Origin of the sequence: Brevibacterium album DSM 18261 (assembly GCF_000426445.1) — a bacterium.
In the GTDB taxonomy this organism is placed as follows: domain Bacteria; phylum Actinomycetota; class Actinomycetes; order Actinomycetales; family Brevibacteriaceae; genus Brevibacterium; species Brevibacterium album.
The window spans coordinates 119,274-133,905 of record NZ_AUFJ01000009.1; the positions used below are offsets into that span (position 1 = coordinate 119,274).

At 71.0% G+C, this 14,632-nt stretch carries 12 protein-coding genes; 3 read left to right on the top strand and 9 right to left on the bottom strand.

All coding sequences use genetic code 11. The annotated features are described in order from the left end of the window. Positions 1 to 1,527: an AbgT family transporter gene (locus K318_RS0100665; RefSeq protein WP_084499456.1), complete on the top strand. Its 1,527-nt coding sequence runs from the start codon at positions 1 to 3 to the stop codon at positions 1,525 to 1,527. Between the two features lie 108 nt (positions 1,528 to 1,635). Then, positions 1,636 to 3,123, top strand: coding sequence for a M20 family metallopeptidase (locus K318_RS18360; protein WP_084499457.1), 1,488 nt, complete (start codon positions 1,636 to 1,638; stop codon positions 3,121 to 3,123). 273 nt (positions 3,124 to 3,396) lie between these two features. Here the strand turns inward: K318_RS18360 and K318_RS0100675 are convergent, their stop codons facing one another. The 6 genes from K318_RS0100675 to K318_RS18380 form a co-directional block, all read right to left on the bottom strand. Continuing rightward, on the bottom strand, positions 3,397 to 5,466 hold the full coding sequence (locus K318_RS0100675; RefSeq protein ID WP_084499458.1) for a TRAP transporter permease: 2,070 nt from the start codon (positions 5,464 to 5,466) through the stop codon (positions 3,397 to 3,399). After that, positions 5,463 to 6,014, bottom strand: a complete 552-nt coding sequence (locus tag K318_RS18365) for a DUF1850 domain-containing protein (RefSeq protein WP_035280132.1) — start codon at positions 6,012 to 6,014, stop codon at positions 5,463 to 5,465. The genes K318_RS0100675 and K318_RS18365 overlap by 4 nt, the downstream gene beginning before the upstream one ends. Then, positions 5,974 to 7,041, bottom strand: coding sequence for a TAXI family TRAP transporter solute-binding subunit (locus K318_RS18370; RefSeq protein ID WP_084499460.1), 1,068 nt, complete (start codon positions 7,039 to 7,041; stop codon positions 5,974 to 5,976). The genes K318_RS18365 and K318_RS18370 overlap by 41 nt, the downstream gene beginning before the upstream one ends. 89 nt (positions 7,042 to 7,130) lie before the next feature. After that, on the bottom strand, positions 7,131 to 7,658 hold the full coding sequence (locus K318_RS23260; RefSeq protein ID WP_169721426.1) for an aconitase X swivel domain-containing protein: 528 nt from the start codon (positions 7,656 to 7,658) through the stop codon (positions 7,131 to 7,133). A gap of 116 nt (positions 7,659 to 7,774) precedes the next feature. Beyond that, the gene (locus tag K318_RS0100695) at positions 7,775 to 9,136 is read right to left on the bottom strand and encodes an aconitase X catalytic domain-containing protein (RefSeq protein WP_035280133.1); all 1,362 of its coding nucleotides are present in this window, start codon (positions 9,134 to 9,136) and stop codon (positions 7,775 to 7,777) included. Between the two features lie 11 nt (positions 9,137 to 9,147). Next, the gene (locus K318_RS18380; protein ID WP_084499615.1) at positions 9,148 to 9,846 is read right to left on the bottom strand and encodes a GntR family transcriptional regulator; all 699 of its coding nucleotides are present in this window, start codon (positions 9,844 to 9,846) and stop codon (positions 9,148 to 9,150) included. 281 nt (positions 9,847 to 10,127) lie between these two features. Here K318_RS18380 and K318_RS0100705 point away from each other — a divergent pair, with 281 nt between their 5' ends. Then, positions 10,128 to 12,230, top strand: coding sequence for an oxidoreductase (locus tag K318_RS0100705; RefSeq protein WP_029088042.1), 2,103 nt, complete (start codon positions 10,128 to 10,130; stop codon positions 12,228 to 12,230). A gap of 7 nt (positions 12,231 to 12,237) precedes the next feature. Here K318_RS0100705 and K318_RS25685 read toward each other — a convergent pair whose 3' ends face one another. Genes K318_RS25685 through K318_RS0100715 form a run of 3 tightly spaced genes read right to left on the bottom strand, consistent with a single transcriptional unit; the run spans position 12,238 to position 14,550 of the window. Beyond that, complete coding sequence (locus tag K318_RS25685) at positions 12,238 to 12,618, bottom strand: ATP-binding cassette domain-containing protein (protein ID WP_084499461.1); 381 nt, start codon at positions 12,616 to 12,618, stop codon at positions 12,238 to 12,240. 9 nt (positions 12,619 to 12,627) lie between these two features. Then, positions 12,628 to 13,614: a nucleoside hydrolase gene (locus tag K318_RS0100710; protein ID WP_029088043.1), complete on the bottom strand. Its 987-nt coding sequence runs from the start codon at positions 13,612 to 13,614 to the stop codon at positions 12,628 to 12,630. Between the two features lie 33 nt (positions 13,615 to 13,647). Beyond that, positions 13,648 to 14,550: an NADP-dependent oxidoreductase gene (locus K318_RS0100715; protein ID WP_029088044.1), complete on the bottom strand. Its 903-nt coding sequence runs from the start codon at positions 14,548 to 14,550 to the stop codon at positions 13,648 to 13,650. Positions 14,551 to 14,632: the final 82 nt, after the last annotated feature.

Sequence of the window (14,632 nt, forward strand, 5' to 3'; positions counted from 1 at the left end):
ATGAGCAGACCTGTGACCCCAGCACAACGACGAGCCGGGGGCCGGTTCCTCAATTCGGTGGAATGGCTCGGCAACCGACTGCCCGAGCCCATGATCATCTTCCTGTGGCTCATCGTCATCATCGCGGCCGTCTCCGCCGCCCTCGCAGCCGCAGACGTCTCCGTCGTCCACCCGGACAGCGGCGAGGAGGTCTTCGTCCAGAGCCTGCTCAGCGGCGACGGCCTGGTCTTCGTCCTGGAGAACACGGTGTCGAACTTCGTGGGCTTCGCCCCGGTCGGCACGGTGCTCACGATCATGCTGGGGATCGGGCTGGCGGACCGGACCGGGCTCCTGCAGGCGCTCATCCGCGCCGTCATGCTGGGCATCCCCGCCTGGCTGCTGCCCTATGCCGTGTTCTTCGTCGCCAACGCCGCCACCATCGCCGCCGATGCCGCCTTCCTCATCATGCCCCCGCTCGCGGCCATCATCTACCGCACCCTGGGCCGCAATCCGATGGTGGGCATCGTCTCCGCCTTCGCCGGCTCCTCCAGCGGCTACGGCTCCGGCTTCCTCATCACCTCGATGGAGCCGATGCTCGCAGGCATCACGAACGAGGCCGTCGCGATCCTGGGTGACGGGCCCGTCGTCACCGCGGTCGACAACTACTTCTTCATGGTCGTCGCGGCCCTCGGCTGCACCCTCGTGGGCGGCTCGATCACGCGCTGGATCGTCGAACCCCGGTTCGGCGAGTACACCGGCGAGCACACGGAGACCGCGGAACCGCTCACCTCCCCGGAACGGCGCGGCCTCCTCGCCGCAGGCCTCACCGCCGGCCTGTTCATCGCGGTCGTCGCCACCGCCGCGCTCGTCCCCGGCTCGCCGCTGCAGAACGAGGACGGCGGGCTCGTTCCCTCTCCCCTGCTGTCCGGCGTCGTGCCGATCCTGCTGCTGTTCTTCGCGCTCTCCGCCCTCGCGTACGGATTCGCCTCACGCACGATCACCTCCGGCAGGCAGGTGGCCGAGTACTTCGCCGAGGCGATCGGCGGTATGCGCTTCTTCCTCGTCGTGATCTTCTTCATCGCTCAGTTCAGCGCCTATTTCAACTGGTCCAACATCGGTCTCTGGGTCTCCGTCAACGGGGCCGAGCTGCTCGTCGACATCGGCGCGACCGGGGTGGGGGTGCTCGTGGGCGTCATCGTCATCTCCGCCGTCATCACCCTGCTGATCACGAGCGGCACAGGGCTGTGGGCGATCCTCGCACCCATCTTCGTGCCCATGTTCATGCAGCTGGGCTTCCATCCGGCGGCCGTGCAGATGGCCTACCGGATCGGGGACTCCTCCACCTCGATGGTCACTCCGCTCATGCCGTACATGATCGTCATCCTCGGCTTCATGCGGCAGTGGGATCCGAAGCAGGGGCTCGGCAATGTCATCTCCGCCACGCTGCCCTATGCGATCGGCGTGTTCACGGTGCAGACGGGCCTCTTCCTCGTGTTCTACTGGCTCGGACTGCCGATCGGCCCCGGTGTGGGCTTCCGCCTCGACTGAGTCCGGCGGCGTTCCGCTCCCGCACGGTGCGGGAGCGGAACGCCGCGGCGCATGCGTCCGCAGCGTCCTCCGCCCTGCTTCTGCCCCTCTCCCCGAAAGGCCTCGCATATGAGCACCGCGCATCCGGATCACCCGACCTCCGGCACCGAGCCCACCAGCGGAAACCCCGCGCCCGAGGCCACAGGTGCCGAGGAGACCGCCTCGCAGACGCCCAGCCGCGCCTCGGTCATCGCCGCCGCGCACGCGCGGGCGGACTGCGGCGAGCTGTTCGCCGAGCTCAGCCGTCGCATCTCCCACCGCACCGTGAGCACGGACCCCGAGGCGGCCTCGGCGACAGTGGACTACCTCGACGGCGAGCTGGGCCCGGCCCTCGCCCGGATGGGCTTCCGCTGGCAGCGGCACGAGAACCCCGAATCGCCGCGCCACCCCTTCCTCATCGCGGAGCGGATCGAGGCGGAGGCCCCTTTCACCGTGCTCATGTACGGCCACGCCGATGTCCAGCCCCCGCAGTCCGGGAAATGGAGTCCGGGTCTGGACCCGTGGACGCTCACGGAGCGCGAGGACCGCTGGTACGGGCGCGGCTCCGCGGACAACAAGGGCCAGCACACCATCAACCTCGCCGCCCTCGAGGAAGTGCTCCGGGCCACCGGCGGGAGCCTCGGCTACAGCGTGAAGGTCCTCATCGAGTCCGGCGAGGAAGCTGGTTCCCCCGGCCTCGACGCCTTCTGCGCCGCCCACCGGGAGGAGCTGGCCGCGGACGTCTTCATCGCCTCGGACGGCCCCCGCATCTCCTCCTCGGCCCCCACCGTGTTCCTCGGCTCGCGCGGGACCACCCTCCTGCGCCTGCGCGTGGACGAACGCGAACGGTCCCACCACTCCGGCAACTGGGGCGGCGTGCTCTCGAACGCGGGCGCGATCCTCGCCTCCGCGCTCGCCTCCCTCGTGGACTCCCGCGGACGCATCCTCGTCGAGGCGCTCCGGCCCACCGGCATCGACGAGCCGGTGCGCCGGGCCTGCGCGAGGCTGGAGGTCGGCACCGATCCCGGAGATCCCGCGCTCACGGAGAGCTGGGGCGAGCCCGGCCTCTCTCCTGCCGAGCGCCTCTTCGCATGGAACACGCTGGAGATCCTCGACTTCCTCTGCGGCGATCCGCTCAGCCCGGTGGGCGCGATCCCCGGCGCCGCCCATGCGGACCTCCAGTTCCGCTATGTGGTGGGCTCAGCGGCGCCCGAGGCGATCGTCCCGGCCGTGCGCGCGCACCTCGCAGCCCACGGGCTGGGGCACGTGGCCGTCGAGGACCGGGGCGGGATGGCGGCGACGAGGCTCAGCCCCGACAGCCCCTGGGCCCGGCTCGCGGTGGACTCGATCCGGCGCACCACCGGTGCCGAGGCCTCACTCGTGCCCAATCTGGGCGGCACCATCCCGAACGCCGCATTCTCCGAGGTGCTTGGCCTGCCCACCGTGTGGATCCCGCATTCGCACCCCGGCTGCGCCCAGCACGCACCCGATGAGCACATGCTCGCGCCCCTGGCTCGCGAGGCGATGGGCATCATGGCCGGCCTCTACTGGGACCTGCGCTCGCACCGGCCGGAGTGAGGCGACAGGCGCAGGTGGCGCGGGCACCGCGGGTGAACAGGCGACACGGGTGAACGGGGCACCGCGGGTGAACAGGCGACACGGGTGAACGGGGCACCGCGGCTCCGCAAGCATGACACCCACTTCTCTCGCACACGCCCAGCTGTTCGTGCGAATAGCTGGGCGTGTGCGAGAGAAGTGGGTGTCCGCCTGGGATGGGAACTCCGCGCTGCGCGGGCGGGGCGGTGTGGGTGACGCACCGCCGACACCGCACCGCTCGCCGCACGGCATCCCTCAGATCGCGCGGAGGCTGAGGTTGCCCCTCCTCCTGGCCTTGAGCATCTGGACGGCGAGCACGGCGGCAACCAGTCCCGCCCCCATCAGGTCCTGCAGCATGTGCGGGGTGAGCAGGAGCAGCGCGCCCGCGGCGATGACGATCCGCAGGTACCAGGCCATGTCCTCCATGAAGTGCCCCTCGATCGCCGTCGAGAGCAGCAGGACCGCGACGAGCGCGGTCGCCACGACGACGATGCCCGTGAGCGCGTCCACGTCCCGCAGCAGCAGGTCCGGGCTGAACACGAAGATGTAGGGGATGACGAAGCCCGCCGAGGCGAGCTTGAGGGAGGCCATCCCCGTCGCCATCGGCCTGCCGCCGCTGATGCCTGCCGCTGCGAAGGAGGCCAGCGCCACGGGCGGAGTGATGTTGGCGAAGAGGCCGAAGTAGAAGACGAACAGATGCGCCACCAGCGGCTCGACGCCCAGGGTGGTGAGCGCCGGAGCCGCCATCGTCGCCGTGATGATGTAGGCCGGGATGGACGGCAGGCCCATGCCCAGCACCAGGCATGCGAGCATCGTGAACACGAGCGTCCAGAACAGCACGCCGCCGGACAGCGCCACGATCGCGCTCGCCAGTGTGACGCCGAACCCGGAGATCGTCACGACGCCCACGATCACGCCCACGGAGGCACAGGCGATGGACACGCTCAGCGCCGAGGTGGTGCCCTCCTTCAGCGCCTCGAGGATCTGGCGCAGGGACATACGGGTGGTCTTCCGCAGCATGGCGACGGCCACCGTGACGAGGATCGTGAGGAACGCGGAGAACAGGATCGTCCTGCCGGAGAAGAACAGCATGTAGAGCAGGAACGCGAGTGGGAGGAGCAGGTGACCGCGTTCCTTGAGGACGTCCCGCACGGCCGGCAGGCTGTCCCGGGAGATGCCCTTGAGCCCCATTCGCGTGGCCCGGAGGTGGATCTGCGCGATGAGGCTGATGTAGTACAGCAGCGCCGGGACGATCGCCGCGAGCGCCACCGTCGTGTAGGGCACGCCGATCGTCTCGGCCATGATGAAGGCCGCCGCACCCATGATGGGCGGCAGGATCTGGCCGCCCACGGAGGCCGTCGACTCCACGGCTCCGGCGAACGTCCGCGTGTAGCCGACCTTCTTCATGAGCGGGATCGTGAAGGCGCCGGTGGAGACCACATTGGCGATCGCAGAGCCGTTGATCGAGCCCATGAAGCCCGAGGCGAGCGTGGCGACCTTCGCGGGGCCTCCGCGGGACTGCCCGGCGATGGCGAGCGCCAGATCGTTGAACATCTGGCTCATCCCCGATTTCGCCAGGAATGCGCCGAACAGGATGAAGAGGAAGATGTAGGTCGAGGACACTCCCACGGCGGTGCCGAAGATGCCCTCCGTCGTCGCCATGAACTGGTACGCGAGGGTGTCCCAGTCGTACCCGCGGTGCCGCAGCAGGCCGGGCATGTCCCGCCCGAACAGACCGAAGGCGATGAAGAGCAGGGCGAGGATCGGCAGCGCCCAGCCCGTCACGCGGCGCGCGGCCTCGAGCACGAGCACCACCAGGAGCGTCGCCACGACGACATCCGCGGTGGTGAACCTCCCGGCCTGGAGGACCACCTGCTCGTAGTTCTGCCAGAGGTAGGCCGTCGGCACGAGCGACAGGACCGCGAGCACCCCGTCCGGGATCCGCCACCAGGCCGCCCTGGCCCGCCGCGCCGGCGGGTAGAGCATGAAGGTGAGGAACAGGATGAGGCTCACGTGGATCGAGCGGTGGATGAGGGTGGGAGGCGTCCCGAAGTACGCGGTGTAGAGATGGTAGAGCGCGGTGAAGATCGCGACACCGCTGATGAGGAGCGCCAGGGGCCGCCACTCGGTGGTGCGGGTGCGGGACTCGGAATCGTACTTGGCGGCGGCCTCGGCGGCCTCCCGCTCCTGTTCGCGGCGGGTCGCCTCGTCGGTGGGCTCCAGGGTGATGGGAGCGTCCGCGACCTCGGTTCCGGTGCCCCGAGCGGCCTCGCGCTCGGTGCCTTCGGCAGCCTGTGCCGCGGTCCTCTTCTTCTCATCGGTCATAACGGCCTCAGCTCCAGTGGTTCGCGGTCCGGCAGGGCGAGCGGATCGAGGAGGTCCTCGTCCCCGTCGATGCCGATCCGGTAGTCGACACGATGCGAGTGGATCCAGCGGACGGCCTCGAACTCGCGGTCGATGTCCTCGATTGAGACCCAGCCGTCCTCGAGGCGCACGGTCCCCTCATCCAGGGGCATGCCCGCGCCGTACTCCTTGAACTTCGTCGCGACCAGCCGCAGGGACTCCCCGTCGTACTCGAAGGTGTCCGTCCAGCGGGAGCGCTCGATCGAATGCACCCAGGAATGGGTGATCCGACTGCCGGCCTCCAGCGGGAGGCGCGCGTACTCCTCGCCCGTGCGCTGATGGCGGCAGACGAGCGCGGGACCGGAGGAGCAGCCGACCAGACCCGCCGCCGTCCCGGCGACCAGCGCACCGGCGGCCGCGGCTCCTCCGCGGAGCAGCAGCCGCCGGGAGACGGTCGCCGGACCGCGATGCGCGGCCCCGGGGCCGCTGTCACTGCCCGTCTGCGTCGCCTTCGTCCGCGCCGCCGGCACCCGCCTCGTCCGCGCCGGGCACACCCGAGAGGTCGATGCCCTGTTCCTGGAAGTACGCGGCCGCTCCCGGGTGCAGCGGCACCACGAGGCCGTCCGTGACGGTGTCGAGGGTGATGTTCTCCGCCTCCGAGTGCGAGGCGTGCACGCGATCCAGGTTGCCGAAGATCGCCGCCGTGATCTCCTGGACCGCCTCCTCGCTCAGCTCCGAGCTGGCGAGCAGGTGGTTGGTGACGCTCACGGTCTCCACGTCCTCTTCGTCCTGGTAGGTGCCGGCCGGGATGGTGGCCTCCTGGAAGAACTCGTACTCGCTCAGCAGATTGTCGCGCCCCTCGCCGTCGATCGGCACCGTGACGAAGTCCGTGCTGGTGGCGAGCTCCGTGAGCGAGGGGTTGGGCAGGCCGGAGGTGGCGAAGAGGGCCTCGATGTGCCCGTTCGCCATCTGGTCCGTGGCCTCCGCGTAGTCGAGGTAGTCGGCGCTGATGTCCTCGTAGTCCATGTCGTAGGCGCCCAGCACCATCTGCGCGTTGAGCTCGACGCCGGAGCCCACGTCCCCCACCGCCACGTTGCGGCCGGCGAGGTCCTCGACGGACTCGATGCCGGAGGCCTCGGTGGCGATGAGCTGCACGGTGTTGGGGTAGAGCGTGCCGATGGCCATGAGCCCCTCGCGCGGCTCGCCCTCGAAGGGGCCGGTCCCTTCGAGTGCCTGCACCGTCGCATCGCCCATGGTGAAGGCCAGCTCCGCATTGCCGTCCGTGATGAGATTGATGTTCTCCGCCGAGGCGCCCGTCGCCTGCACGGAGGTGTCGGAGCCCAGCTCGTCCGCGAGCAGATCCGAGAGCGTCGCCCCGATCTGGTAGTAGACCCCGGAGGAGCCGCCCGTCGCGACGGTGATGAACTCCGCGTCCTGGCCGCCCACCTCCCCAGCGTCTCCGCCGGCGGCGTCATCGCTCCCGCCGCACGCGCTGAGCACAAGAAGGGCTGCCGCAGTCATGGCGGTCCCGGCGGTCGTGAGGCTCCGTCGTCTCATGGTCACAGTCCTGCTCCCGTTGTCGGTGGGCACAGATCTTCGCTGACTGTTGTCTGCGAGATCACTTGGACATTACTGTAACCGATGCTTCACATCTCACGCACCACGGTGAGCGCAGGGGGTGCTGTGCTCACGCGGATGCGCCCCGCTCCTCCTAGCCGCTGCAAGTCCGGCAGGCTCACCTGAAGGAGCGGCGGCACCGCAGGTGAGGGTGCCGTTCCGGCCTCGGATCCTGCCGGGGAGCCGCCTTCCATCGGCTCCGCGGCACCTCTCCGCCCTGCGCCTTCCACCGGCTCCGCGCCGGCGAGCAGCTCCGCCGCGGCGAGGCAGCCGGCGGCGATGATCGCATCCGGCTCGGCCACGATGATCGCCGCGGGGGCGCGTCCGGTCATGATGAGCTCGGCCAGGACGCTCGACCCCGAGGACGAGCCCTTCGAACTCTCGAGGACCAGGATCCTGTCCGCAGTGGACGCACCGTGCTGCGGATGGTGGACATCGGCGATGCGGCCGTCGGCATCCACGCCGCCCCAGAAGGACACCGGCGCGATCCGCAGCGGCGCGCCCTCGACGGGCCCGTGGAGCACTCCGGGGACGAGCACCCGCGCAGGCACTCTCACCGGCTGCAGCTCCGTCTCCGCAGTGCCCTCGGCACCGAGCCGCCCAGCCCCGCACTCCACCACCGCGCGCACGTCCGGACCCCCGACCCGGTGCACCTCACACTCGTCGGCGCCGCTCACGGCACGCGCCCAACCGCCGCTGCCCGCACGCATTCGGCCAGCGAGCCGAAGGCCACCCGGACCCCGATGTTCCCCGGCGCATAGTGCGCCCACTTCACCGAGTTCGTCATCACGGCGCGCACGTGCGGATCCATGAGCGGATGGAGGTAGTTGCACGTGTCGGTCACGATCCGCACGCCCGCAGCCTCCAGGACCGCGTGCGCGGCCGGATGTTCGCCCCTCAGGCGGGCGAGCGAGTCTCTGCCCGTGTTGATCCAGATCGGCACCTGCAGGCGCAGCGTCCTCGGCGCAGTTGCGGTTCCGGGCTCGGCCTCGGGCTCCGCCGCCCGGTCGCCTCCGCCCTCCGCCTGAGCCCGGCTTCCCCGGACACGGTCTCCGCGGGCCGCCGCCTCAGGCTGGCCGCTCCCGTCCTCGGACAGGAGCCGGGCGAGCGCGCGCAGCTCCGCCACCGAAGCGTGCGGAGTGCCGAGGCTGACGGCGTCGATGCGGCTGCCGCCCGGCAGCCCGCTGAGCTCCCCGCGGGTGCGGGCGAGATCGGCATCGCGGACGACGATGGTGGGGACCCGGGCCTCGGCGGCACCGCGGGCGGCGATCTCGGCCTCGGGTGTGGCCCCTTCGACGTGGAACAGCGCGACCCCTCCCGCCGAGGCCGCGGCCGCGCCCAGCGCCTTGAGCCCCTCCTCCTCAGGAGAGTCCGCGAGCCCGCTGATGAGCGGCACCCCCGTCCCCGCATGCGTGCCCGCGAGGTGACCCAGCAGCGGGAGCACATGGGCGCCGCTCTCCGTGAGCCGGGAGCAGTCGAGGCGCAGGGTCGGCACCCGGTTCTCGTCCAGGTGCAGGCCCGCGTACGGGGCCAGCCCCGTCACCGCCGCGCAGATGTCGAGGAAGTCGCCGTACCTGTCCGTGCGCGCACCGAGCACGGAGTTGGCGAACACGATCGCATTGGACTCCGCCCACGCGATGTGCTCCCCGAACCCCGGTCGTCCGGGCAGATGGTAGGGGGCGCAGGTCCAGGTCCGCCGGACGTCCAGCTGTGCGTACACCTCCATGAGGCGTGCGCCCCCGGCGGCGACGGTCTCGCTGCGTGGGCGGAACTCGCGGTGCAGGAGGTCGACCGCGCCGACGTTCGTGGTGGTCGGCACGACGCAGGCGGCCCCGAGGTCCCTGAGCCGCTGCGCATAGGCGATGCCGGATTCCCCGTGGTAGAGGCACGAGTCGATGTGCGCGTGGGTGATCTCGACGAGCCGCCGCGCCCCTTTGACCTCGGCCAGGCCCACGACCATGCGCATCGCCATGGCGGTGCCCGGCCCGTGGGCTCCCTCCAGCATCCGCTGCTGTCCGGCGGTGAGTGTGAGCACGGGCAGCCCGCCTATCCGTGGGCCCCGGCTGCGGAAGCTGCGGGCTCGGCGGCCCCCGGAGCCTCGGCCGCGGCCTCCGGTTCGCGCTTGCGGAAGTAGTAGAGGTTGTCCCCGACGAGCGCCTCGGCGGCCGCGGCCTCGCCGTCGCGGATGAGCGCGACGAGGGACGTGAGCTGAGCGGCGCTCTCGGCGTCCACGAGCGCGGACTTCTCCCCCACCGCCGTGAGCCTGCTCTGATCGCGCAGGCGCAGGCTGATGCTCGCCGCCCGCTGCCCCAGGCCGAGGGCGAGGAGTCGCTCGTGGAAGCGCCGGTCGGCCTCGAAGAAGCCCGCCTTGTCCGCGGCTGCCGCGGCCTCCTCGGCTCGGACGGCGAGCGCGGCGAGCTCCTCCAGATCCGCGGCCGAGGCCGAGGCGCACAGCACCCGCACGGCCTCGGCGGAGAGCAGGAGCCGGATGCGGATGATCTCCTCGAGATCGTCCGCCGTGATGGGGGTGAGACGGAACCCGCGGTTGGGGACTGCGGTGACGGTGCCCTCCGCGACGAGGAACATCATCGCCTCGCGCACGGGGCTCAGCGACATGCCGAGCTGCTTGGCGAGCGCGGCCGCGGAGTAGATGCGGTCCTCGGTGAGGTCGCCCACGACGATCGCCCGCCGGATCTCCGCGAGCGCGCGCGTGCGCAGATCAGGGTCGCGCACCGCACCCGGCATCGCATCCACCGCCTTCCTCCGGTCCCCGCACAGCTTCGCACGAGACTGTTGACGAACCCGTGATGCGCTTCACTATACTCATGCCCATCGAGGTAATCGATTACCGACTACCCGGATAAGCAGATACAGTCCCGCTCGCCCCGGCGGATGCTCCTCACGGGCACTGCGGAGCACCGGCGGCAGAGGATGTGCCGCGGTGGCCGCACCACCGGCTCGGCAGCCGGCCACGCGGTCACCCGCCACCGCCTCGGCGAGCGCAGTCCGGAAGGGCAGACCGCGCGATGAAGCACGATCCGATACTCCAGCCCACCACGTTCGCCGGCATCCCGCTGCGCAACCGGCTCATCTCCACCTCGCACGAGCCCTCCTACGCCGAGGACGGCATGCCGGGCGACCGCTACCGCGCCTACCACGTCGAGAAGGCGCGCGGGGGGCTCGGCATGACGATGATCGGCGGCTCCGCTGTGGTCTCCGCCGACTCCCCCGGCTCCTTCGGCAACATCGACCTGAGCACGGACGCCGTCGTGCCGTGGCTGGCGAAACTCGCCGACGAGTGCCGCGCCGAGGGCGTGCCGGTCATGATCCAGGTGACCCATCTGGGCGCGCGCACCACGAACTTCACCGATGACGGCCTCCCCCTCATCGCGCCCAGCCGCTATCGCGAGCCCGCGCACCGCTCGTTCGCCAAGGAGGCCGAGGGCTTCGACCTGGACCGGATCGCGGCCGACTACGCGGCCGCGGCCCGGCGCGTGCGGGACGCCGGCCTCGCAGGACTGGAGCTCCAGCACTGGGGCCACCTGCTCGACTCCTTCGTCTCCCCCTGGATCAACCACCGCGAGGACGAGTACGGGGGCTCGCTCGAGAACCGGCTCCGCTTCCCGCTCAGGGTCATCGACGCGGTGCGCGAGGCCGTGGGGCCGGACTTCGTCATCGGCATCCGGATGAGCATGGACGAGCAGCGTCCCGACGGCATCGACGAGGCCGCGGCCATCGAGATCGCGCAGGTCTACGCCTCGCACGGGATCCGGTTCCTCTCGCTCACGGCGGGCACGATCGGCACGGACGCCGCGCTCGCGCACTCGATCCCGGGCATGGGCACGCCCTCGGCGCCGTTCCTCGACCTGTGCGGACGGGTGCGGGCGGCGACGGGCCTGCCGCTCATGCACGCGGGGAGGATCACGGACGCCGCGACCGCACGCCACGCGCTCGAGCACGGCCTCGTCGACCTCGTGGGCATGACCCGCCCGCAGCTGGCCGACCCCCACCTGGCGAACAAGCTCGCTGAGGACCGGGAGGACGACATCCGCCCGTGCGTGGGCGCCAACGCCTGCCTCGACGCGATCTACGTCTCCGGAGCCGCGCAGTGCGTGCACAATGCCGCGACGGGCCGCGAACTCACGCTGCCGCACGAGGTTCCCGCGGCTCCCAGGGAGCTCCGGCGGCGGGTCGTCGTGGTGGGCGCGGGGGCCGCCGGCCTGGAGGCCGCACGTGCGTGTGCGGCGCGCGGCCATGAGGTGACGGTGCTCGAGGCGAACTCCGCACCCGGCGGCCAGGTCGCCATCGCCGCGCGCTCCGAGCGCCGGCGGGACCTCATCGGCATCGTCGACTGGCGCATGCAGCAGGCCCTCAAGCATGGGGCCGAGTTCCGCTTCGACACCTACGCCGAGGCCGAGGACGTCCTGGCGCTGGAACCCGATGCCGTCATCGTCGCCACCGGCGGGCTCCCGGACACCGCGGTGTGCACAGGCTCCGAGCGCGCACTCGACGTGTGGGACGTCATGACGGAGACCCCGCCGACCGGCCGGGTGCTCGTGTACGACGACCACGGATCGTATCCCGCCCTCGACGCGGTGGAGCGCATGGTGCGGGCGGGTGCGCAGGTCACCTACTGCTCCCCCGAGCGCACCGTGGGCATCGACGTGGGAGGGATGAACTCACCGGCGTACCTCACGCTCTTCGGCGAGCACGGTGTGCGGGTGCGGCTGATGGAGCGGCTCGTGGGCCTCGAGGAGGGCGGTGCGGCCCTCACCGCCGTCCTGCGCCACGAGTACGCGGGCACGGAGGAGCGGCTGGACTTCGACGCCGTCGTCATCGACCACGGGACGGTGCCCGAGGACGAGCTCTACCGCGAGCTGCTGGCCGGCTCCCGCAACCACGGCGAGATGCCGCAGGCCGCGCTGCTGGATCCGCTGTCCCACCGGCGGGAGCAGGAGGGCTCGATGCTGGGAGCGGGTGCCTCCTCGGACGCAGCGAGCTCGGCCTCGGGTGCAGCGAGCTCGGCCGAAGACGGCGGATACGAGCTCTACCGGGTGGGCGACGCCGTCACGAGCCGCAACATCCATGCGGCCGTCCTCGACGCGCTGAGGATCAGCATGCTGGTGTGAGCGGTCCTCACTCACGCGACTTCTGGGAGGTTTTGACGGTGCGGGCACCCTGCAGGGTAGCCGGAGCGTCAAAACCTCCCAGGGGACGGGGTGAGCGCTCAGTCCCTCGGCCGCGACAGGACGACGGCGAGGTCCGCGAGCTGTCGCTGGCCGGAGGAGAGCTCATGTGACGCTCGTCCGGGGTGCGCCCGGCCACGGACACCCTGCCCGAGGTGGGCTTCAGCTCCCCCGTCAGGCACCGCAGCAGAGTGGTCTTGCCCGCGCCGTTCGGTCCGCGCAGGGCGACCACCTCACCACGGTGCACTGCCAGAGAGATGGGCGCGAGCAGGGTGGTGCCGTCGCTGACCACAGTGAGATCTGATGCTTCTGCGATCGGCTCTGCGCTCATCCGGCCAGTCTAGGGATCCCTCCTGAGGCCCCGGCGCAGCACCTCCAGCAGATGCGCGACGAAGCCGTCCGCGTCGACCTCGCGCATCACCTCGACGTTCGGCTCCCTGTTCCAGCGTCCCAGCCAGTCGCCCACGGTCTCACCCCGTGTGAGGGCGCCGGTCAGCTCCACGTCGACGGCGAGAGGCACCGCCGAGGCGAGCCGCGGTTCGAAGGCCTGCGCGACGACCAGCGGGTCGTGTACGTGCGCCATCCACCCGAAGCCGTCCGCCTCGTGGAACTCGAAGTACCAGCGCAGTGCATCGGTCAGCACCGGAACGATGGGATGGGCGGAGATCGCCTGCAGTGCCTCGAGCGTCCCCTGGGTGAAGCGCACCGCCTCGGTCGCCTCGAGCGCACCGAGCACGGGCCTGATCGGTGCCTGTGCGAACGCGGCCAGGACCCGGTGGGCGGCCTCAGGGTCCACCGCGATGTTCCACTCCGTGGTGGGAGCGGTATTGCCGCGGTGGTTGATCGCACCGCCCATGATGTGCAGCCGCTTGAGCAGCCGCGGCAGCCGAGGCTCGATCTCGAGGGCGAGCGCGAGATTGGTGTGCGGGCCGATGACGAAGCCCACGAGCCGGCCGGGATGCGCCCGCGCAGCGTCGACCCAGAGCTGGGCCCCGGAGCGCACGTCCGCGGCCCGTGCGGGCTCCGGCAGGATCGCGTGGCCCATCCCCGTGGGGCCGTGGGTGTCAGCGGCCGTCATCAGCTCTCCGCCCAGCGGCGCCTCGCTGCCGCGCGCCACGGGAGTCCCAGGGCCCAGCAGTCCGGCGAGCAGCTCCGTGAGCCCGAGGTTGTTGGCGGTGACATGAGCGACTTCCGCATTCCCCGCGGTCGAGACGATGCCGGCGAGCTCGACGTCATCGCGGCAGGCCAGATAGGTCAGGGCGAGCGCATCGTCGATGCCGGTGTCGCAGTCGAGCAGCACGGGAATGCGGAGGGCCTCATCCGGCATCGCGTTCACCCTGCGCCGGCCCCGCGCCGATCCTCACGAGGCGACCTGCACGATGTACTTTCCCCGCACGTGTCCGCGTTCGCTGGCGGCATGGGCCTCAGCGACCTCGTCCATCGAGAAGATCCGCGCCACGGGCATGGTGAACCTGCCCTGCTCGAAGAGCGCGGCAGCCTCGGCCCGAGCCTCCGGCGCGTGCCCCTCCTTGCCGGAGGTCATCCGGACGCCGTACTGGTCCGCTGCCGGATCGGCGATGGTGATCACCCTGTCCGTCCGCCCGGTCAGCTCGATGAGCTGGGGCAGCGCCCCGGAGCCGGCGATATCGACGGCTCCGTCGACGCCGTCCGGCGCAGCGCTGCGCACCCGCTCGACGAGACCGTCGCCGTAGACCACCGGGATGACGCCCAGCCCGCGCAGGAACTCGTGGTTGGCCTCGCTCGCCGTGCCGATGACGGTCAGTCCGTCTGCCAGCGCGAACTGCACGGCCGCCAGGCCCACCCCGCCCGAGGCGCCGTTGACCACCAGCGTCTCCCCGGCACGAGCGGGCAGCAGATTCAGCGCACGGCGCGCCGTCTCGCTGGTCATGACGAAGCCCGCGGCCTCCTCGAAGGAGAGGGATTCCGGCTTGCGCGCCCACTCCCTGAGCACTGCATACTCGGCGATGGCACCCGGCGCGCTCGAACCGAAGACCGCCTCGCCCACCGCGATGTCGTCCACGCCCTCGCCCACCTGGTCGACGATCCCGGCGGCGTCCATCCCGGTGCCTGCCGGCAGCCGCCCAGAACCGAACGCGCCGCTGCGCATCTTCCAGTCGACCGGGTTCACTGCCGCTGCGCGGACGGCGATCCGCACCTCGCCGGCCCGCGGTCGCGGCGCGTCCACCTCCATGACCCGCAGCACCTCGGGCCCGCCGAACTCCTCGTACCGGACTGCCTTCACCGTGATCACTCCCTCTCGCATTGCGCTTCCAGGGGAAACGGGTGCCGGGAGGCGGAAATTCCGATCGCGCACGGCGTGCGGG